Source organism: Iodobacter ciconiae (assembly GCF_003952345.1).
Taxonomy (GTDB): Bacteria; Pseudomonadota; Gammaproteobacteria; order Burkholderiales; family Chitinibacteraceae; genus Iodobacter; species Iodobacter ciconiae.
On sequence record NZ_CP034433.1, the window covers coordinates 3,029,229 to 3,049,088 of the forward strand.

Annotated in this window: 18 protein-coding genes and 1 tRNA gene; 13 read left to right on the forward strand and 6 right to left on the reverse strand. The window is 48.5% G+C overall.

Annotation, left to right across the window (positions count from 1 at the left end; all coding sequences use genetic code 11):
* The 5 genes from cysN to mutM form a co-directional block, all read right to left on the reverse strand.
* Nucleotides 1-1,437, reverse strand: a complete 1,437-nt coding sequence (gene cysN / locus EJO50_RS13280) for a sulfate adenylyltransferase subunit CysN (protein ID WP_125974916.1) — start codon at nt 1,435-1,437, stop codon at nt 1-3.
* A 122-nt stretch (nt 1,438-1,559) separates the two neighbouring features.
* On the reverse strand, nt 1,560-2,477 hold the full coding sequence (gene cysD / locus EJO50_RS13285) for a sulfate adenylyltransferase subunit CysD (RefSeq protein ID WP_125974918.1): 918 nt from the start codon (nt 2,475-2,477) through the stop codon (nt 1,560-1,562).
* Nucleotides 2,478-2,634: 157 nt separating this feature from the next.
* On the reverse strand, nt 2,635-3,378 hold the full coding sequence (locus EJO50_RS13290) for a copper homeostasis protein CutC (protein WP_125974920.1): 744 nt from the start codon (nt 3,376-3,378) through the stop codon (nt 2,635-2,637).
* Nucleotides 3,379-3,565: 187 nt separating this feature from the next.
* Entirely contained in the window at nt 3,566-5,572 is a 2,007-nt protein-coding gene (locus EJO50_RS13295; RefSeq protein WP_125974922.1) for a dynamin family protein, read from the reverse strand.
* 80 nt (nt 5,573-5,652) lie between these two features.
* Nucleotides 5,653-6,468 carry a bifunctional DNA-formamidopyrimidine glycosylase/DNA-(apurinic or apyrimidinic site) lyase gene (gene mutM, locus EJO50_RS13300; RefSeq protein WP_125974923.1) on the reverse strand — a complete coding sequence of 272 codons (816 nt, stop codon included), beginning with the start codon at nt 6,466-6,468 and terminating at the stop codon, nt 5,653-5,655.
* A gap of 244 nt (nt 6,469-6,712) precedes the next feature.
* Between mutM and EJO50_RS13305 the strand changes: the two genes are divergently transcribed.
* The 8 genes from EJO50_RS13305 to EJO50_RS13340 all read left to right on the forward strand — a co-directional run bounded on the left by EJO50_RS13305 (nt 6,713) and on the right by EJO50_RS13340 (nt 13,693).
* On the forward strand, nt 6,713-8,479 hold the full coding sequence (locus EJO50_RS13305; protein ID WP_125974925.1) for a tetratricopeptide repeat protein: 1,767 nt from the start codon (nt 6,713-6,715) through the stop codon (nt 8,477-8,479).
* Nucleotides 8,479-9,006, forward strand: a complete 528-nt coding sequence (gene lolB, locus EJO50_RS13310) for a lipoprotein insertase outer membrane protein LolB (protein WP_125974927.1) — start codon at nt 8,479-8,481, stop codon at nt 9,004-9,006. Before EJO50_RS13305 ends, lolB begins: the two co-directional genes overlap by 1 nt.
* A complete protein-coding gene (gene ispE, locus EJO50_RS13315; protein ID WP_233702084.1) occupies nt 8,988-9,845 on the forward strand; it encodes a 4-(cytidine 5'-diphospho)-2-C-methyl-D-erythritol kinase in 858 nt (285 codons plus the stop codon). Before lolB ends, ispE begins: the two co-directional genes overlap by 19 nt.
* Nucleotides 9,846-9,860: 15 nt before the next feature.
* Nucleotides 9,861-9,937, forward strand: a tRNA-Gln gene (locus EJO50_RS13320).
* A gap of 63 nt (nt 9,938-10,000) precedes the next feature.
* A complete protein-coding gene (locus EJO50_RS13325; RefSeq protein WP_125974929.1) occupies nt 10,001-10,951 on the forward strand; it encodes a ribose-phosphate pyrophosphokinase in 951 nt (316 codons plus the stop codon).
* 105 nt (nt 10,952-11,056) lie between these two features.
* The gene (locus tag EJO50_RS13330; RefSeq protein WP_125974931.1) at nt 11,057-11,638 is read left to right on the forward strand and encodes a 50S ribosomal protein L25/general stress protein Ctc; all 582 of its coding nucleotides are present in this window, start codon (nt 11,057-11,059) and stop codon (nt 11,636-11,638) included.
* A gap of 147 nt (nt 11,639-11,785) precedes the next feature.
* Nucleotides 11,786-12,391 carry an aminoacyl-tRNA hydrolase gene (gene pth, locus EJO50_RS13335; protein ID WP_125974933.1) on the forward strand — a complete coding sequence of 202 codons (606 nt, stop codon included), beginning with the start codon at nt 11,786-11,788 and terminating at the stop codon, nt 12,389-12,391.
* A gap of 261 nt (nt 12,392-12,652) precedes the next feature.
* Nucleotides 12,653-13,693, forward strand: a complete 1,041-nt coding sequence (locus EJO50_RS13340; protein ID WP_125974935.1) for a CobW family GTP-binding protein — start codon at nt 12,653-12,655, stop codon at nt 13,691-13,693.
* A gap of 108 nt (nt 13,694-13,801) precedes the next feature.
* On the opposite strand, the gene EJO50_RS13345 is transcribed toward EJO50_RS13340, so the two are convergent.
* Nucleotides 13,802-14,554, reverse strand: coding sequence for a glycosyltransferase family 2 protein (locus EJO50_RS13345; RefSeq protein ID WP_125974937.1), 753 nt, complete (start codon nt 14,552-14,554; stop codon nt 13,802-13,804).
* Between the two features lie 237 nt (nt 14,555-14,791).
* On the opposite strand from EJO50_RS13345, the gene EJO50_RS13350 reads away from it, so the two are divergent.
* The 5 genes from EJO50_RS13350 to metW all read left to right on the forward strand — a co-directional run bounded on the left by EJO50_RS13350 (nt 14,792) and on the right by metW (nt 19,574).
* Complete coding sequence (locus tag EJO50_RS13350) at nt 14,792-15,658, forward strand: glycosyltransferase family protein (protein ID WP_125974939.1); 867 nt, start codon at nt 14,792-14,794, stop codon at nt 15,656-15,658.
* On the forward strand, nt 15,655-16,854 hold the full coding sequence (locus EJO50_RS13355) for an O-antigen ligase family protein (protein WP_125974941.1): 1,200 nt from the start codon (nt 15,655-15,657) through the stop codon (nt 16,852-16,854). Before EJO50_RS13350 ends, EJO50_RS13355 begins: the two co-directional genes overlap by 4 nt.
* Nucleotides 16,851-17,666: a glycosyltransferase family 2 protein gene (locus EJO50_RS13360; RefSeq protein WP_125974943.1), complete on the forward strand. Its 816-nt coding sequence runs from the start codon at nt 16,851-16,853 to the stop codon at nt 17,664-17,666. Before EJO50_RS13355 ends, EJO50_RS13360 begins: the two co-directional genes overlap by 4 nt.
* Before the next feature lie 175 nt (nt 17,667-17,841).
* A complete protein-coding gene (gene metX, locus EJO50_RS13365) occupies nt 17,842-18,981 on the forward strand; it encodes a homoserine O-succinyltransferase MetX (RefSeq protein WP_125974945.1) in 1,140 nt (379 codons plus the stop codon).
* Nucleotides 18,978-19,574: a methionine biosynthesis protein MetW gene (gene metW, locus EJO50_RS13370; RefSeq protein ID WP_125974947.1), complete on the forward strand. Its 597-nt coding sequence runs from the start codon at nt 18,978-18,980 to the stop codon at nt 19,572-19,574. The genes metX and metW overlap by 4 nt, the downstream gene beginning before the upstream one ends.
* Nucleotides 19,575-19,860 lie beyond the last annotated feature (286 nt).

Genomic DNA, 19,860 nt, shown 5'->3' on the forward strand with positions numbered 1-19,860 from the left:
TCACCTCTTAAAAATTTCCCGCACATCCCGCGCGCCCCATTCCGGGAAGTGTTTGCGTACCAGTGTGTTCAAGTCAATTTCAAAAGCACGCCATTTGGCCAGTTCATCTTGCTCAATGCTGGCAGAATGGGCTGCGGCGTGTTCGATCATGCCTGCGCCAGCGGTGGCGTTGCTCAGGCGGTCGATCACGATAAAGCTACCGGTGCCTTTGCAATTTGCGTAGGTGTCGAAGACGACTGGGGAGTTGAGGATGATGCGGCAGAGGCCGATTTCGTTGAGCTTTAGCTCGCTGGCTTCCACATGCTCCATGTTGTTTACGTCCACACGGTGGGCGATTTGGGCGATGCGGCCAAAGACGTTTTTACCGGCTAGTTTAAAACTGTATTCTTTGCCTACGGTGAGCGGGACTTCGTTCATCCACACCAGATGCGCGTCAAAAGACTGGCCGATTTGCGGAGGGACGTCGCTGGTTTTGACGACCATATCGCCACGGCTGATGTCGATTTCCCGATCTAAGGTCAGGGTAATGGCTTGGCCGGCAAAGGCAGTTTCTAGCTCGCCCTCGAAAGTAACAATCGCTTTCACTTTGGAGGTTTTGCCAGAAGGCAGGGCGATGATTTCGTCGCCAGGGAAGACGCGGCCAGCGGCGATGGTGCCGCAAAAGCCACGGAAATCGAGGTTGGGGCGGTTTACGTATTGTACCGGCAGGCGGAAGGATTCCAGGCGGCTATCGCGATTGATTTGCACGGCTTCCAGGTGCTGCATAAAGGTCAGGCCGGTGTACCAGGGCGCTTGCTTACTTGCTGCAACCACATTATCGCCGCGCAGGGCAGAGATCGGCACAAACTGGATATCGGCAATATCCAGCGATTTAGCCAGCGTCAGGTATTCAGCGCGAATTTCATTAAAGCGCTCTTCGCTAAAGCCGACTAAATCCATTTTATTCACGGCGATAATCACATGCTTAATGCCCAGCAGGCTGACGATATAGCTGTGGCGGCGGGTCTGGGTTTGCACGCCGTAACGCGCGTCGATCAGGATAACTGCCAGATCACAGGTGGATGCGCCGGTGGCCATATTGCGGGTGTATTGCTCGTGGCCGGGGCAATCGGCAATGATAAATTTGCGCTTATCGGTGCTGAAGTAGCGGTAAGCCACGTCGATGGTAATGCCTTGCTCGCGCTCGGCTTGCAGACCATCGACCAGCAGAGCGAGGTCGATTTCCTGGTCGGTAGTATTAAATTTTTTGCTGTCTTTTTGAATGGCGGCGAGCTGGTCTTCAAAAATCAGTTTTGAATCGTGCAGCAGGCGGCCGATCAGGGTGGATTTACCGTCATCCACATTGCCACAGGTAATAAAACGCAGCAGATCTTTGTTTTCATGCTGCTTTAAATAGGCTTTGATATCGCTGGCGATTAGATCAGATTGGTGTGACATGTTTTTGAACCTTAAATTCTGTGGACACAGAGATCAGTGCGAACACGGAGTACACAGAGAAAGAGGTACTGTATTTCTTAGTGCCCTCTGTGTGCTCTGTGTCTACAGGTTTTTCTGAACTTTTAGAAATAGCCTTCCATTTTTTTCTTTTCCATCGAGCCAGATGAATCGTGGTCGATCATTCGGCCCTGGCGCTCGCTGGTGGTGGTGAGTAGCATTTCCTGGATGATTTCTGGCAGCGTTTGCGCGGTGGATTCCACAGCGCCGGTGAGCGGATAACAGCCCAGTGTTCTGAAGCGTACCGATTTCATTTCTGGTACTTCACCCGGCAACAGCGGCATACGGTCGTCATCTACCATGATCAGGGTGCCATTGCGCTCAACTACGGGGCGAATGTCGGCGAAGTAGAGCGGTACGATGTCGATGTTTTCCAGGTAGATATATTGCCAGATGTCCAGCTCTGTCCAGTTAGACAGTGGGAATACGCGGATGCTTTCGCCCCGGTCGATTTTGGAGTTGTAGATATTCCATAGCTCCGGGCGCTGTACTTTGGGATCCCAGCGATGGTTTTTATCGCGGAATGAGTACACTCGCTCTTTGGCACGGGATTTTTCTTCGTCGCGGCGGGCACCACCAAAAGCGGCATCAAATTTGTATTTATTAAGTGCCTGCTTCAGGCTTTCGGTTTTCATCACGTCGGTGTGCTTAGCCGAGCCTGCGCTAAAGGGGTTGATGCCTGCTTTTACGCCTTCTTCATTAATATGCACAATCAGATCAAAGCCGCATTTTGCTGCCATTTTATCGCGAAATTTGATCATTTCGCCGAATTTCCATGTGGTATCCACATGCATTAACGGAAAAGGCATTTTGCCAGGCGCGAACGCTTTGAGTGCCTGATGCAGCATGACGGCAGAATCTTTACCGATGGAATAGAGCATGACCGGGTTATCAAACTCGGCGGCTACTTCTCGAATAATATGGATGGACTCTGCTTCGAGTTGCTTAAGGTGAGTTAGCCTTGCTTCACTGAGGGTAGTCATACTTTATCCGGGCAAAGAGATTGTTCAAAACGCTGGTGGATTTTCTGTGGCACTTTGCGCCGCTCTGCAAGGCTTTAGGCCGTAGCTAAGCTCATGCAGCGCAGCCCTGCGAATTTACCGAAGTCGGGCTGCTAAATGAAGGATTTAATCGTTATATCTATATGGAGGCTTTAGTGATAATTTCTTTCACCAGCTCGGCATTGGTTTCTACTAAGGCGTATTCGTCCTGGCCGGGGATGCCCATATGTACGTTGGGGTTGCAATGACGCATCTTGCTGGCAAAGGGCAGGCGGGCCGAGGTGTGGAATTCTTTGCAGCCGGTGGTTGCGATTAATTCGGCAATATTATTGCTGCGCACGCCTGCGCCCGGCATGATGATTAAGCGATCAGCAGCGGCAGCCTGCAGCGTTTTGAGCATGGCTGCCCCTTCTGATGCGGTCGCTGCCTGGCCGCTGCTTAGCAGACGATTGCAACCGGTGGCGATCACATCTTCAAGTGCTTTAAGCGGGTTCTGGGCTACATCGAAGGCGCGGTGGAAAGTGACTTGCATGGGGCTAGCCAGCTCGACCAGGGCTTTGCAACGCGGTACATCGATATAGCCATTGGCTGTCAGTATGCCGATGACCACGCCGTTTACACCGAGTTTTTTGCAGGCGATAATATCGCGCTGCATGACTTCGTATTCCAGATCAGTATATAAAAAATCGCCGCCACGCGGGCGGATAATGACATTCAGGCCAATCCAGAGCCGCTCTCTGGCAACAGCGATTTGCCCATACGATGGCGTGGTGCCACCCTCCAGTAGATTGTCACAAAGTTCAATACGATGCGCACCGCCTTCTTGTGCAGCCAAGCACGAGGTTACTGATCCGGCACAGATTTCCAGCAAAATATCAGACATTAGATGCTTCCAAAAGAGAACGCCGCCAGAAGGGGCGGCGTTAATAGACAGCTGAGACACGATGAAGTTTGAAAGGTTCGAATGACATCCTGCATAAAACCGGAATCGTTTTATTTATTGTGTGTCAGGCTGGGCGCGGCGCAGTCATCAACGGAGCGGAAGTCGCTCCGAATAGACTGATCAGTTGCTATGCTACTTTTGCTGTAAAAATATCTGTATCCAGTGCTGCGTAAATATTTCGTAAGCGCCCATCCATATCCGCCAGCTGCGTGGCGAGCTGCCTGTCCATTTCTTCCAGCTCTTCGATACGGCCTTCCAGTGTGTCGGTGGCTTTATGGATACGTTTGATGCTTTCCAGGCGGCGGCGTAATTGCAGCTGGTGCTCGCGCACTTGCGTTTCCATCGGAGCCATCACGGCTTTCAGCCAGTTTTCTACATCGCGGTTGGCAACTTCAAATACATAAAGCACACGGCTGGCGATGGTTTCAAAAAACTTGTGCGAGAGCCTGCCCTTGCTGGTAGTGAGCAGGGTGCTGATGGTGTTGAAATGTTCACGGAAAGATTTTTCTAGCCGTGAAATTTCTTTGTGGTATTTCAGGGTAGAGAAGGGCGGAGGGGTGACGTTGGCCAGACCATGCTCTTCGCTAAATTTTTTGTACATCGCCCCCATCATGGCCTGGATTTCAGTAATCTGCACCGCAGACTGGCTGATATTGTTATTCACGTCCTTAAAAAATTGATCCATGATGGCGCGCAAGCCGCCTTCACCAAAGGAAAACATGCTGTGATTCATTTGATTGCGTACCGCTTCGATATTACCCTTCAATACATCAATGCCCAGTAAAGATAGTAATTGATTGGTTTGCTGGCTAAAGATGCTGCGCAGAGCCTGAAAACGGGCCAGGCCCTGCTCGAATTTGCGTTTATCGGCATGGACTTTGTCCATCATTTGCCCGACTACATCCTGATTTTTACCACGTAAAGCTGATAGCTCGTTAAGCTGCTCCAGTACGCCGCTACGCCGCACACTAAGAATGGAGCGCATATTCTTTACAATGTCTTCTACCTCGGTGATTGTGCTGTCACGCACAATATCTTGCTTGGAAGGAAGCAGTTCATTGGACAGTGCTTCTTCCAGGGCGGTAAGACGCGAGCGGGCAAGCAAATCCACATCCTGATTTACTTTGGCAACCAGTGCTTTTTGAGCCGAAATAGGATAAACATGGGCAACAGGTACACCAAGCAGCTCTGCCGTAGTGGCAATTTGGTGATCAATCTCGGTTTCGATTTGTTCGGGGGTTTTTAATTCATCCCACATGCTGTCGATTTTATTAAGTACAGCCAGGCGGCCGCGATTGTTGCCCTTGGCGATATGCGAGCGCCAGATATCAATATCAGAGCGGGTTACACCAGTATCTGCCGCCAAAATAAAAAGAATGGCGTGTGCATTAGGTAATAGATTAAGAGTGAGCTCCGGCTCGGTACCAATCGCATTCAGGCCCGGGGTGTCTAGGATCACCAAGCCCTGTTTGAGCAGCGGGTGTGGGAAATTAATAACAGCATGCCGCCAGCAGGGAATCTCGATGGTGCCTCGGGTATCCACTGCAATGAGCTGATCCGGGTCTTCGGCATTGTAAAGGCCATAGCTGGTGGCCTCTGCCACTGACGCGCGGCGTGTGAGACCTACGTGCCGGAACGATTCAAACATCGCATTTGAATCATTTACGTCTAGTGGAATAGTTTTCCACTCTTCTGGATAGCGGCGGTATTCGCTGGTCGTTACGTTCTGTAAACGGGTTTCAATGGGTAATAGCTGAATGGATGGCTCACGCGATGCATCGTAAAGCAGCTCGGTTGGGCACATGGTCGTTCGACCGGCAGAAGAGGGTAAGATGCGTTTGCCGTAGTGAGCAAAGAAAATCGCATTGATCAGTTCTGATTTTCCGCGTGAAAATTCGGCAACAAATGCAATATTAAGTTTGTCATCCCGCAGCTTTTCTATTAATTGGGAGATGCGCAAATTACTTTGTGCATCTTCCAGGTCCTGCTCCGTCAGCCAGCGGGCAAGCTGGCTGATTGATTGGGTTAGTTTGGCACGCCAAGTGCTGTAGGCCTGGAAATCTCCAACTAAGCGATTGTTGTCACTGGGATCATTTACCGCTAAATCATTTTGATGCAGATAATCGGTGCTCATTGCCATCTCTCTATTTGCGTCGCCCGCACTCATGCAAGCTTTGTAAGTTGTTCTGCTTTAATTGTAATTAACCGAATTATTTAATGCTGGCAATATGGGCAATAAAATGTACTGCGTTGTCCCTGGCGTATTTGTTTAATTTCAGATTTACAAATACGACATGGCATCCCTGCGCGGCCATATACAAATGCACTGAGCTGAAAATAACCTGCTTTACCGTCACTATCGACATAATCACGCAGTGTGCTTCCGCCTGCAATAATTGCATCCCCTAGTGTTGCTTTAATTGCATCAATTAATTGTGCTGATTCTTGAGCATTTAGGCTATTTGCCGCTCTGTTTGGATTAATTTTTGCTCTGAATAATGATTCGGCTGCATAGATATTGCCTACACCTACCACTGTATGATTATCCATCATCGCGAGTTTAATCGCTATTTTCCGACTAGAGTTGGCCGATAGAAGATAATCGGTATTAAATTGCTCAGATAAGGGCTCTGGTCCTAGTTTTTGTAATAGAGGATGCAGCCCTTTTTCTGCAGCCTGCCATAAGCAAGCGCCAAAGCGGCGAGGATCTCTGTAACGCAAACGTTTGCCATTAGCCAAAACCAGATCAAAATGATCGTGTTTCTCTGCAGGAAAAGTTTCGGTTAACACGCGTAAATTACCTGACATACCCAGGTGGATAATCAGCGTGCCGTGCTCAAAATTAAACAGTAAGTATTTTGCACGGCGGCTTACATTAATAATTTCCCGTCCCTTAAGCGTTTGAGCCAGGTCAGCAGGAATGGGCCAGCGAAGCTTGGCCTGGCGGATAATGATATCCTTGATCACCACGCCCTCAATATGCGATGTAATTCCGCGTAGTGTGGTTTCAACTTCTGGTAATTCTGGCACTTTGTCTTCCTGTGAGCGGGCTGGATACAGGGCCGGGCCGGGGCTTGCCGGTGTGAAAATAATCAATAAACTATTGGGTAATGATTTGTTTTATAAGAAATAATTGTTTTGTATCTACCGGGCTAATCATTTATTTTTACATGGCTTACTATGCGTTTTGGTTAAAGTAAGCGCAAGACAAGCTATTACTATCCGAAATATCCGAGTTAATATGGAATGATTACAGACGTTACTGGATTGTGCCATGCCCGTCCCTTTTCGACACTATGCTCTTTGCGTACTTATTAGTGGTTTATTTTTGAGTGGCTGCGCCTCTGTGCCCGTAGTACCTGTGTCTGGTGACGTCACTAGTGAGCTTGCCGAGGCTGTAGGCGATGCCGAGTCTGTAAGGGATGAAAGTTTTGCCCCTGAAACTTTATCGCGTTTACCGCTGACGAATGATCTATTACTACGTTTTTTGGTGGCAGATCTTTCTTTACAGCGTGGCCGTACGGCTTTGTCAGCACAAACCTGGTATGACCTCGCTAACCGTACGCGTGATCCTCGGGTGGCGCGCCGGGCAACGGAGGTTGCTGTTGGGGCGGGGCAACTGGGGCTTGCTCAGGAAATGGCACAGCAATGGATTACTGCGGCACCAAATTCGGTTGGTGCGCGGCAAATATTGCTAACTTTACTGATTCGCGCCGACAGGGTTGAAGAAGCGCGTCCGCATATCGAGGCATTGCTTGCGGCAAGGCCCGAAGAAGCACCTGCGTTTTTTATGCAAATGCACCTGCTCTGGGATAAAAATAGCGACAGAAAAGCCGGCTGGGTACTTACTGACGAGTTAACGCAAAAATACCCGCAGCTGCCAGAGGCGCACTTCGCCCGCGCCGTGGCGATGGCAAATCAGGAGCATTTTAATGATGCAATTGCAGAATTGGACCGTGCTCTGGCTAGTCGGCCCAATTGGGAAGCGGTGATTCAATATAAAGCCCAGCTTTTGTCGAATCAATCGCCAGCGAGCAGTATTGAGTTTTTACAAAAAGCGATAAAAGATAACCCGATGTCGCTGGGTCTGCGTAATACGCTGGCGCGTGAGCTGGTTGTGGCCCAGCGTTTACCTGAGGCCAATCAGGTTTATCAGGAAGTGTTGAATCTGCAAGGAAGCAATTTAGATGCTTTAGTTGGCACCGGTCTCATCGCTTTGCAGCAGCGCGATTTAGATACGGCCTACCGTAATTTGAATGCGGCGATTGCGCAAAACCCGCGTAATGCAGATAACTTACGTTATTACCTGGGGCAGGTTTCCGAAGAGCGTTATCGCTTTGATGATGCACTGAGCTGGTATAGCCAGGTGGGAGGGGAGTTTGCGCTCTCTGCTAAAAAGCGTTTGCCCCGGGTCTATGCTCGCTTGGGTAAAATGGATGACGCGAGAAAAGCCATTACCGCATTGCCTGCAGATACTGAGCAGCTGCGGATTGAACATATTCAGATGGATGCTCAGCTATGGCGTGAGGCACGGGATTTTAAAAAGGGTGTGGATACTTTAAGTAAAGGTATTGTAACTTATCCACAGTCAGTCGATTTAATCTACGATCGTGCGTTAATGGCTGATATGCAAGGTGATTATGCCTTGGCTGAAAGTGATCTGCGTAAATATGTAGCACTGTTGCCAGCAAATGCTCAGGGAATAAATGCTCTGGGTTATACCTTGCTAACGCGCACGAGCAAATTAGCAGAAGCCGAAAAGTTGCTTGAGCAAGCGATTGCATTAGAGCCAGATAGTCCGGCCATTTTGGATAGCTTGGGCTGGCTGCGTTTCAAGCAGGGTAAAATGCAGCAGGCAAAAGATCTGCTGCAACGCGCTTACAGTAAATTATCAGAGCCGGATGTAGCAGCCCACCTGGCCGAGGTACTGTGGTTGCTTGGGGATAGGGCTGAGGCAAAAAAAATTGTGGATGCAGCTATCTTAATTGATGCAAAAAATGAAGCGCTGCTCGAAGTGATTTCCCGTCTGAGCATCCGCTAATGCGCTTATGGTTGGTTTTACTGCTTTTGTTAAATGCCTGCAGCTCAGTGCCTCAGGCTCCCCGCTCTGGTTATTCTGCAAGTGGACGTGTGGCTTTAAAAATTGCCAATGAAAGGCATTATGCACAATTTGACTGGCATCAGCTGAATGAGCAGAGCGAGCTTTTATTGTCCGGGCCGCTGGGGCAAACTGCGGCCGAGCTGCGTTTTAGTCCGGGTAGTGCCAGCTTGCGCGATGCTTATCAGCGTGAAACCAAAGCAAATTCTGCTGATGAGCTAATCGCAGAGGCATTGGGCTGGCCCTTACCGGTGTCGGGTTTACGCTGGTGGCTGCGTGGCGAGGCTGACCCGGAACTTGCTATCACGAGCCAGAGCAACACGGAAAATGGCCGGTTGCTCTTGCAATCGGGCTGGAAAATAGAAAGCAGTGATTACCGCGGACAACCTAGCTTGCCGTATAGATTAACCCTGAGCCGTAGTGATTTAGAAATGAAAGTCGTGATAAGCGAATGGCAATGGAATCCTTAGATAGTGGCTGGCAGGATTTTCCTGCACCAGCCAAGCTCAATCTTTTTTTGCATATTGTGGGGCGGCGAAGCGATGGCTATCACCTGCTGCAATCTGTTTTTCAGCTAATTGATCTGGCTGATACCGTTAGCTTGCGCGTGAGTGAAGGCGGAGAAATCCAGCATCTGAATCCTTTGCCCGGCGTGCCGGCAGAGAGCGATTTAACCGTGCGGGCGGCACGCTTACTGCAAAAAGCAACAGGCTGCAGTAAAGGGGTGGATATCCGTGTGGAAAAGCGTCTGCCCATCGGGGGAGGGGTGGGAGGAGGCAGCTCGGATGCTGCAACGGTGATGCTGGCCCTTAATCGTTTGTGGCAATTGAACTTGACACGCAGCAAGCTGATGGAGCTGGGCTTGAGTCTTGGTGCAGATGTACCGTTTTTTATTTTTGGCGAATCTGCTTTTGTAGAGGGAATTGGTGAAATAATGACGTCAGTGGCCACGCCGGATGCTGCTTTTGTTATTCTTCATCCGCCCGTTCATGTACCGACACCACAAATTTTTTCAGACCCTGACTTGACAAGAAATACCGTGCCGATTAGAGTTCGCCACTTCGACAGTGCCGTTACCCGAAATGATCTGGAATACGTGGCCTGTAAGAATCATCCGGAAATACGCGAAAACATTATGTGGCTTAGCCAGTATGCAGATGCAAGGATGACTGGTTCGGGTAGTTGTGTTTTTGCAAGTTTTTCTTCACCCAACGAAGCAAACCGTGTAATATACGACCTGCCAAAAAATATGACCGGATATGTTGCAAGGTCATTAAGTAAGCATCCATTACATGAATTTGCCGAGTAATTAGGCAGTTTCATTAGGGGAGTCGCCAAGTTGGTTAAGGCATCGGATTTTGATTCCGACATGCGAAGGTTCGAATCCTTCTTCCCCTGCCAATCATTCTCAGAGAAGCGTGTAATTTAAAAATTACACGCTTTTCGTCATTCTGGAATACGGAAATGGCTTACGATAGTCTCATGGTGTTCACTGGTAACGCTAACCCGAAACTTGCTGATAGCGTAGTTAATCACCTGGACATCTCGATCGGCCGCGCCACGGTTGGTCGATTCTCGGACGGTGAAGTAACCGTTGAGCTGCTGGAAAACGTTCGCGGTCGCGACGTTTTTGTTTTGCAGTCCACTTGTGTACCAACCAACGATAATCTGATGGAAGTCATGCTGATGGTTGATGCACTGAAACGTGCATCGGCTGGTCGCATTACTGCTGCGATTCCTTACCTCGGGTATTCCCGTCAGGATCGTCGTCCACGTTCTGCTCGTGTGCCTATTTCTGCCAAAGTGGTTGCAAATATGCTAACCGTGGCCGGGGTAGACCGTGTACTGACTGTAGATGTACACGCAGATCAAATTCAGGGGTTTTTCGATATCCCCGTAGATAACATCTACTCTACACCGGTATTGCTGTCGGATATCCGCGAAAAGCGCTATGAAAACCTGATGGTCGTCAGCCCGGACGTAGGCGGTGTGCTGCGTGCCCGCGCCATGGCGAAGCAATTGGGTGTGGATATGGCAATTATCGATAAGCGTCGCCCTAAGGCTGGCGTTGCCGAAGTTATGCACATTATCGGTGATGTTAAAGACCGCACCTGTGTGATTATCGATGACATGATCGATACCGCCAACACGCTGTGTAAAGCTGCGCAAGCCTTGAAGCAGCATGGTGCGAAACGTGTATTGGCTTACGCTACTCACGCGGTATTCTCCGGCGCTGCCGTAGAGCGCATCATCCAATCTGATCTGGATGAAGTCGTTGTGACTGACACAATTCCGGTCATCCAGGCTGCACAAGACAGTGGCCGTGTACGTGTGGTATCGATTGCCGGCCTTCTGGCTGAAACGATGCGCCGTATCAACAACGACGAATCCGTTTCGTCCTTGTTTGTAGACTAAATTTTGGACTTCGGTCCGCTTGCTGTGCTGTCTGGTCGCGGACAGCACTTATTTAAATGCACCAAGCCAGCCTGAATGGCGGCGAAGTGCCTATGGAGTTTTATCATGACTTTTGAAATCAATGCAGTAGCACGTGACGCGCAAGGTACGGGTGCGAGCCGCCGCCAGCGTCGTGACGGTCGTTTGCCAGCAATCGTTTACGGTGGCGATGTAGCTCCTGTAGCTGTAACACTTGACCACAACAGCATGTATTACGCTTTGCAAAAAGAAGCGTTCCACACTGCTCTGATCAAGCTGAACATCGAAGGCGCTGCTTCCGAGCAGGTTTTGGTTCGCGCCGTTCAATACCATCCATTCAAGCAACTGGTTCTGCACGTTGACTTGCAACGCGTAAATGAAGCGACAGTTGTTGAGTTGAAAGTGCCATTGCACTTTATCAACGGTGACACTTGCCTGGGTGTTAAAATGCAAGGTGGTTCGATCAGCACTGTGCTGAACGAAGTAATGGTTCGTTGTGTAGCTTCCAAGCTGCCAGAATTTGTAACTGTTGACTTGGGCGATTTGTCTGCAATGAAGACATCCGTTCACTTGTCAGACATCAAGCTTGCAGATGGTATCGAGCTGGTATCTCTGGCTTCTGGCAAAGATCTGGGTCTTGTAAACCTGAACGGCGCAAAAGCTGTTTAAGTTTCAAGCTCTTGAAAAACCCGCCATGGCGGGTTTTTTTTCGTCTGCATCTTTATGTGCTGATATGGAAGAGCTTGTCTGCATAAAGTTAATTGATGATCGAGCTGGGTTATCATATAACCCTTTTCGCCTGTTTTTAGAAAGACTATGCCGCAAATTAAACTGATCGTAGGGCTGGGCAATCCCGGCAGTGACTACGCACAAACCCGCCATAATGCGGGCTTCTGGTGGGTGGATGAATTAGCAAAAGACGCCAATGCCTCCCTGCGCCACGATAATAAATTCCATGGTCTGGCAGCTAAAGCCCGCCTGCATGGCAGCGATGTCTGGCTGCTGGAGCCACAAACTTTTATGAACCGCAGCGGCTTATCCGTGGTGGCGCTGGCGCAGTTTTATAAAATTTTGCCCGCAGAAATTCTGGTTGTGCACGACGAGCTGGATATTCCCGCAGGGCAGATCAAGCTAAAACAGGGCGGCGGTAATGGCGGGCATAATGGCTTAAAAGATATCCAGGCTCATCTGGGTACGCCGGATTTCTGGCGTTTACGCGTGGGAATCGGCCATCCGGGTAATAAGGCCGAAGTGGCTAATTTTGTATTAAAACCACCGCGTAAAGAAGAATTCGAAGGCATGATGGATGTGTTTATCAAAGCCCATCACGTGCTGCCTAAAATGCTGGCAGGCGATATGGGCGGGGCAATGCAAGCCTTGCATGCAGGTGTGCAGCGGCCTAATAAACCTAAGCCAGAGTAAGCTTTTAGACACAGAACTAAAGAAAGACCACGAAGTAAATATTTTTGCCGTCACATCGTTGATGCCAAACTACTGCGTCATTCCCGAATGCTTTTATCGGGAATCTAGCAGCGTAGCTGGATCCCCGATAAAAACGCTCGGGGATGACGGTAAAATCATATTGGGATTTATTTCGAGCTACATCTTTAGTTTCTCTGTGTTCTTTCATTTTTCTGAGCCTACAGAAGTTCCAATTTTTTGCTTTAGTCAAATTGAGTCTTTATGAATCGCACTCCGGTTAATTTAATCAGTGGCTTTTTAGGCGTGGGTAAGACTACCGCCATGATGAAGCTGCTTGCCACTAAGCCCCAGGATGAGTACTGGGCGGTGGTGGTGAATGAGTTTGGCGAAGTGGGCATTGATGGCGCCAGCCTATCGGTGGCGGCAGATGGTTTGCCGGTTGGTGATGTACAGGTTGCCGAAGTACCCGGCGGCTGCATCTGCTGCACCACCAGCCCCATGCTGCGGGTGACGCTGACTAAATTACTCAAAGGTAAACGCCCGGATCGCCTGCTGATCGAGCCATCGGGCCTTGGGCATCCGGCTGGGATTATCGATTTACTACGCGATCCTTTTTTAGCTGCGGCTTTGGATGTGCGGGCGGTGCTCACCCTGCTGGATGCGCGGCATTTACAAGACAGCCGCTATACCAGCCACGAAACATGGCGTGATCAGCTGCAATTGGCCGATGTGATTGTGCTCAGCAAGGCCGATCTGGCTGATGTGGAGCAAATGGAGGCTGCCAAGAAAATGGCGCAAGCCATGTTCCCGCCAAAGCTTGCTATTGTGCAAGCCGTACAAGGAGTGTTCAATCTTGCGTTGCTGGATTTAGAGCTGCACCCTGAGCGCTGGCCAAACACCGGCACGTATCATTCGCATAGTAATAATCTGCGTAAACGCGTTAAACCCGTTGCAGCGGAGGAAGAAGAACTGGCTTGGCCAATTAAAAAATCCCATTCCGCCTTAGACTCGCACAGCTGTGGCTGGATTTTTGCCCCGGAAACACTGTTTTTTAGCGCCAAACTCGCCGATTTATTTGATGCACTATCCAGCCCGCAAAGCGTGGGTTTGACTGGCCTATCTCGTGCAAAAGGCGTGTTTCATACCGAGCGGGACTGGTATCGATTTGACTGGGTAGATGGCATGCCGGGCGCGACCACCACGGCTTATCGCCGAGACTCACGTTTTGAAGTGATCGTTAACAGTGACACCGTGCCCGATTGGGCGGTGATAGAGGCGGCCATCCTGGCTGCGATAATGTGAGTTCCAAACCCAAACCTTGCGCCACGGAGTTTGGGAGGATATGGAGGATCACGGAAAGAACTAAAGAATGTATTTCTCCGTGTGCTCTGTGGTTCAAGATTTGGGTTTTTAGTTTTTATTGCGGCGTAATTCAATCGCATGGGCGTATTTGATGTAGGAGGCGATGGCTTTGCCTAGGGAGATCGCTAATCCATCGTGCCCGGCCAGAAAGCCAAGCTTAATTATATAATGTTTTAAAAATGAAAACAGACAATGAAAACCGGGCGTGAATGGGCCGATTTTTTTATTGGTTTTGGCAATGGTTTGGGCTTGCCAGGTGCCGTAGAGGCAGGCTCGCTTAAAGATATCAGGATAATCTTTATAAGAATAATGGGTAATATGCGCGAGTATTTGTTTTAGTGAGTTGCTTTGAATTTTAGTGTGTGCAGCGACAGGTGAAAAATCGGCCTGTGTTTTATTAAAAATACGCCGCACATAATCCGGATATTGCCCGGCAAAGCGGGTGGTTTGATTGCCAATATAATTGCGGCGGCGTGTTTCAATAGCGCTGACGTTTTGCTGGCTTAAATCGGTGTTTTGCAAATAAGCGACTAAATCGTCTTCCAGGCGCTCATCGGCGTCCAAATTCAGCACCCAGTCGTGGCGGCAATGAGGCAAACCTACGCTGCGCTGCGGTCCATCGCCTAAGAAAGGCTGCAAAATCACCGTAGCGCCTTCTTGCCTGGCTAATTCCACCGTGTTATCACTGCTGCAAGAATCGACCACCACAACATCATCGCAAACCTGTTTCATGGAGCGCAGGCATTCAACGATATTATGCGCTTCATTAAACGTAATAATCAGACCACTTATTTTTAACATTTTGTGCGAGCGTATAAGACGCAAGATAGCTGTATTGAGGCTGCTATAATCTCCCGATTGGCTGGCTGCCCGCAAGGCTCTATTAACAATTAAGTGCTTACGCAAAATTCCCTCAGCTGCGTTGTGCCTCCTTGCCGTATTGCACATGCTGTCTGCGTCGGTACGCCTTGTTGGAAAATCTTTGCATAAGTACTTATTGAATAATGCTTAATAGATTCCCCATTTTATGGACTCCCTATGAAAGTTAGTGGTTTTACCTTCCTGCGCAATGGCACCCTGCTTGGCTACCCTTACATTGAAAGTTTAAAAAGCCTACTTAGCGTTTGCGATGAAGTGGTCGTGGCGGTGGGTAAAAGCGATGACGATACTTTGGAGCGCGTTCGCTCCATCGGCGATGCACGGATTCGGGTGATTGAAACCACCTGGAATGAGGATATGCAAGACCGTGGTTATGTCTACGCTCAGCAAAAAATGATTGCTCAGTTTAATTGCAGCGGAGATTGGGCATTTTATCTGGAAGGCGATGAAGTCATTCACGAAGAAGACGCGCCCAAGATTCGCGCCGCCATGGAAAAACACTTGGCTAATCCCGAGGTTGAAGCGCTGGTGTTTGATTATCACCATTTTTATGGCTGCCCGGATTTAGTCGCCCAAAGCCCCGCATGGTATCGCCGCGCGCCAAGGATTATTCGCAACACCATTCGTAGCTGGGCGCCTGATGGCTTGTTCTGGGTGGTGATGCACCAGAATAAACGTGGGCGTTATCCGAATGCAGCTTTAACGGGCTGCCCGATTTATCATTACGGCCATGTGCGATCCAGTGAAAAAATGAATGAAAAAATTCGTCAGGTTTCCCGCTATTGGAATCACACACCAAAAGCGCATGATTACAGCCAGATTGATGCCAGTATATTGCAGCCCTTTAAAGGCAAGCACCCGGCTATTGTGCAGTCCTGGTTTCAGGATTATGCCGAATTAGTATTTATTGCTGATCCGCAATATCGCTTATCCAAGCGCGAAAAACGTCATCGCTGGCAAATGAAAGTAGAAAAACTACTGGGCCGTGATTTAACTAAAAAACATTATCGTCTGGTGGTGGCATGAATCTAAATATTACCCGGCAGCCTCTGCTCTGGTTTGCTTTTTTGGCGGGGTTTGCTATTCCTGTTTCAACCGCCATGCAAAATATCAGCGCGGGGGTATTGGTTTTATTCGCGATTTTTACCTCCGAAATCCGCCAGCATATTGCTAATGCATTGCGTCAGCCATTCATTCAGGCCTGCCTTTTGATGTATTCGCTGTTTGTATTGGGCGTATTCTGGACTGATGCATCAATTAATGATGCGCTGGGTATGTTGCTTAAAATGCGGGCTTATTTATTAGCACCACTATTTTTTGCTGTATGCACTGTAGCCCCTGTCCGCCAGTATTTATTAGCGGGTTTTGGTTTTGGGGCGGTGATTACCCTTGTGCTTTCAATTGGCAGTGGCCTCAGTGGCACGCCAATTATTCAAGGTGCAATCGGCGATTATTCCGTTTTTAGAACCCATACCTATCACAGCACCTTTGTGAGTTTTCTTGCCTGCGGTATTGCCGCTTATTGGATGGCGGGGCGTTTGCCTTCAGCATGGCGCTGGCCAGCAGCAATCACGATTGCCCTGTGTATTTTTGATGTGTTCTTTATGGTGAAAGGGCGCACGGCGCAAGTATTATTACTTTTACTATTAGGCTTATTGGTCGTGCTATGGCAGGGCAGGCGCGGTTTTTTTATTGCGCTGATTGCTGCTGCGGTAATGGCTCCATTACTTTATTTAGGCTCCAGCGCATTGCGTACCGGAATGAGTACCGTGCAAAGCGATGTGCAAAGCTACGACAAAGGCGATATTGATACCTCGGTAGGCCTGCGATTGTTTTTTCATAAAGTGGCTAAAGATTTAATTAAAGAAGCTCCGGTTTTAGGGCATGGTACTGGCAGCTATAAGCAGAATTATTTAAAAAATGCCGGTGATTCAGAAGTGCGCCGCTCATTTGCTAATCCGCATAATGATTATTTATGGCTGGGTGTAGAGCTGGGTGTGGTGGGGATGTTGTCCCTGGTTTTAGTTTTACTCGCTACAGCAAAACAGGCCTGGAATAGCATTTCGGCAGAGCGTTGGCTGGGTGCTGTTTTAGTTTGCTCTTACGGCGTATCAACTTTAGCCAATTCCTTTTTTACCGATAATATTACGGGCCTGGCCTATGTTTTACTGGCATGTGCCTTATTGGCGGGTTCCAGTTTTCAGCGTAAGGTTTCTTTATGATCAGCATTATTACGGCCATCCATAATCAATTAGCGGTGAATCAATTATTTTGGGAAAATCTGCAGCGCTATACGCATCACCCCTTTGAGCTGATTATTATTGATAATGGTTCAAACGATGGCAGTGCGGCGTTTTTTGATTCGGTGGGCGTAACGGTGATTCGCAATCACGCGAATTACGCCTATCCGCATAGCCAGAATCAGGGTATTGCCCAGTCAAAATATGACTGGCTCGCTTTTCTGAATAATGACATTATCGTATCCCCCCAATGGGACTTGAAGCTGATTGAATCGATGACGGCGAATGGCTTAGAGGTGGCTACGGTTTGCGGAATTGAGCAAATTGAAAATGCCCAGGAAACTAAAAAGCTGAAACACCGCTGGCAAAAAATTAAAAACATCCTTGGTTTATTTGGTTTTAATCGCACCACGCTCAGCTGGATGCATAAGCTGATGTACCGTAATTGGGAAGAGTTTTGCCTTGACCGGCAAATGCGATTTAAGCATCAGATTAAAGAAGGCTTTGTCGGTAATACCGTGATGATTGCCCGTAGTGCACTGGCCAAAATTGGTGAGTGGGATGAGCGCATTCAGGCTGCTGATTTCGATTTATATTTACGCACTAAAAAGCGTGAGCGCGAGTTTGGCGATATGCGCGCGATGCATGTTTGCCTGGATGTATTTATCCACCACTATATTCGCCTGACGATGAAAGCAGGCTATCCGCCTTTTGCGGACAGAGAGCAGCTGATTGCTCTGGAAGACAAATGGCCGGAAGCAGAGCGGGCGCAATTAGCACAATTGAATAAATAGGGCTTAAAACCCAAATCTTAAACCACGGAGCACACAGAGAATACGGAGTTTCACGGAGAAAATCTTTAGGAGGTTTATATTTTTTTCACTCTCGTTTTTGCTTTTCTCCGTGTGCTCCGTGTTGAAGATTTATGGTTTGGATTGAGTTTGAGCTTTTTAAGACTTGGGAAAAACAATGCAGCTACCTCGCAGCATTGGTTTAGTCTCCGCTCAAAAAGCGGTTTTTGACGAGCCAATTACTTTATCTTCCGGCACTATCCTGCCGTATTACGAGTTGGTGTATGAAACCTATGGCAAGTTAAACGCCGATGCTTCTAATGCCATCCTGGTTTGTCATGCCCTGTCGGGTAATCATCATGCAGCGGGCCGCTATAGTGTTGATGATAAAAATCCCGGTTGGTGGGATACGATGATAGGGCCGGGTAAGCCAATTGATACTGATAAATTCTTTGTTATTGGCTTAAATAATCTGGGTGGCTGCCATGGCTCAACCGGGCCTTCCTCTATTAATCCGGCCACGGGCCAGCCTTATGGTTCGGCTTTTCCATTGGTATTGGTCAGAGATTGGGTTGAAACGCAAAAACGTTTAGCCGATCGTTTAGGTATTACTCAATTTGCTGCGGTGATTGGTGGCAGCTTGGGTGGGATGCAGGCGCTGCGTTGGTCCATTACCCATCCGGAGCGAATTCGCCATTGCCTCGTCATTGCCTCTGCGCCCAAATTAACCGCGCAAAATATTGCCTTTAATGATGTGGCCCGTCAGGCTATTCTGACCGATCCGGATTTTCATGGCGGCGATTATTATCAGCACAATACCCTGCCGCGCCGTGGGCTGCGATTGGCTCGCATGCTGGGGCATATTACTTATTTAAGCGATGATGGTATGGGCGAGAAATTTGGCCGTCTATTGCGCTCTGGTGAATATAAATACGGCTTTGAAGTGGAATTCGAAATTGAATCCTATTTGCGCTATCAAGGTGATAAATTTGCCGAAGTATTTGATGCCAATACTTATTTGTTAATGACTAAAGCGCTGGATTATTTTGATCCGGCCCGTCATTACAATAATGATTTAGTGGCGGCTTTAAGTGAAGCCAAGGCGCAATTTCTGGTCGTTTCATTTACTACCGACTGGCGTTTTTCTCCTGCCCGCTCTAAAGAAATTGTAAAAGCATTATTGGCGGCTAAACGCCAGGTTTCTTATGCAGAAATTGAATCAGAACACGGCCATGATGCTTTCTTAATGGAAGACCCCCCTTATCACGCCATTATGCGCAACTATATGCAGCGGATTGCTAAGGAGATTGCCCAATGAGCAAGCTAAAAACTTTACGTCCGGATTTGCAATATATTGCCGACTGGATTCCCCCTCAATCCAGAGTATTGGATTTAGGTTGTGGCGACGGTGAATTGCTGGCATGGCTGGCGGTACAAAAAGAAGTCAGTGGCTATGGTGTTGAAATTGATGTCAATGGCGTGGTGGGCTGCGTGGCTAACGGTGTGAATGTGATTCAAAGTGATATGGAAAGTGGCTTATCGACTTTTGAAGACCATTCCTTTGATTATGTGGTGCTTTCCCTCACCATTCAGGCTATGCACAATATTGAAGGCATTTTGCAGGAAATGGTCAGGGTGGGTAAAACCGGCATCGTCACCTTTCCTAATTTTGGCTTCTGGGAAAACCGCTGGCAAATCCTAATGGGCAGAATGCCGGTATCGGAAACGATTCCATTCGAGTGGTATAACACGCCCAATATCCATTTTTGTACCGTGAATGATTTTGCTAAGTTATTGAATAAATCAGGTTTAAAGATTGATCATCAATTGGTATTGAATCAGGGTGAAAAAGTAGAGTTCTTACCTAATCTACTCGGCAGCTTGGCTTTGGTGCGGTTTAATAAAGTTTAATCGTGATTTAAGCAAATCCAGATCTTGAAACACGGAGCTTCACGGAGAAAAACATGACTCCAATTAAGTTGTTTCGTAGGTTTTAAGTATTTTAAAACTTGTTTAATTAAAATTTGTATCGCAGTTAGTGGCACGGGGCTTAAATCTCCCCTTGAAACACGCCGGAGTGAGGAACAAGCGGGGCGGGGTTTCGGCGAGGATGTTTGAGCGAAGCGAGTCCCGCAGCCGCCGACTCGATTGTCCGCAGCGCAGGGGCCTTCGTGTTTCGTGGGGTGGCCTTCTTTCG

Excerpts from the sequence above, each read along its gene's own strand:
- EJO50_RS13360 (WP_125974943.1), top strand. The coding sequence starts at position 16,851 with ATGATCAGCATTATTACGGCCATCCATAATCAATTAGCGGTGAATCAA.
- EJO50_RS13330 (WP_125974931.1), top strand. The coding sequence starts at position 11,057 with ATGACTTTTGAAATCAATGCAGTAGCACGTGACGCGCAAGGTACGGGT.
- EJO50_RS13325 (WP_125974929.1), top strand. The coding sequence starts at position 10,001 with ATGGCTTACGATAGTCTCATGGTGTTCACTGGTAACGCTAACCCGAAA.
- EJO50_RS13290 (WP_125974920.1), bottom strand. The coding sequence starts at position 3,378 with ATGTCTGATATTTTGCTGGAAATCTGTGCCGGATCAGTAACCTCGTGC.
- pth (WP_125974933.1), top strand. The coding sequence starts at position 11,786 with ATGCCGCAAATTAAACTGATCGTAGGGCTGGGCAATCCCGGCAGTGAC.
- EJO50_RS13295 (WP_125974922.1), bottom strand. The coding sequence starts at position 5,572 with ATGAGCACCGATTATCTGCATCAAAATGATTTAGCGGTAAATGATCCC.
- metX (WP_125974945.1), top strand. The coding sequence starts at position 17,842 with ATGCAGCTACCTCGCAGCATTGGTTTAGTCTCCGCTCAAAAAGCGGTT.
- metW (WP_125974947.1), top strand. The coding sequence starts at position 18,978 with ATGAGCAAGCTAAAAACTTTACGTCCGGATTTGCAATATATTGCCGAC.
- EJO50_RS13355 (WP_125974941.1), top strand. The coding sequence starts at position 15,655 with ATGAATCTAAATATTACCCGGCAGCCTCTGCTCTGGTTTGCTTTTTTG.
- lolB (WP_125974927.1), top strand. The coding sequence starts at position 8,479 with ATGCGCTTATGGTTGGTTTTACTGCTTTTGTTAAATGCCTGCAGCTCA.
- EJO50_RS13340 (WP_125974935.1), top strand. The coding sequence starts at position 12,653 with ATGAATCGCACTCCGGTTAATTTAATCAGTGGCTTTTTAGGCGTGGGT.
- cysN (WP_125974916.1), bottom strand. The coding sequence starts at position 1,437 with ATGTCACACCAATCTGATCTAATCGCCAGCGATATCAAAGCCTATTTA.
- EJO50_RS13305 (WP_125974925.1), top strand. The coding sequence starts at position 6,713 with ATGCCCGTCCCTTTTCGACACTATGCTCTTTGCGTACTTATTAGTGGT.
- EJO50_RS13350 (WP_125974939.1), top strand. The coding sequence starts at position 14,792 with ATGAAAGTTAGTGGTTTTACCTTCCTGCGCAATGGCACCCTGCTTGGC.
- ispE (WP_233702084.1), top strand. The coding sequence starts at position 8,988 with ATGGCAATGGAATCCTTAGATAGTGGCTGGCAGGATTTTCCTGCACCA.
- cysD (WP_125974918.1), bottom strand. The coding sequence starts at position 2,477 with ATGACTACCCTCAGTGAAGCAAGGCTAACTCACCTTAAGCAACTCGAA.
- EJO50_RS13345 (WP_125974937.1), bottom strand. The coding sequence starts at position 14,554 with ATGTTAAAAATAAGTGGTCTGATTATTACGTTTAATGAAGCGCATAAT.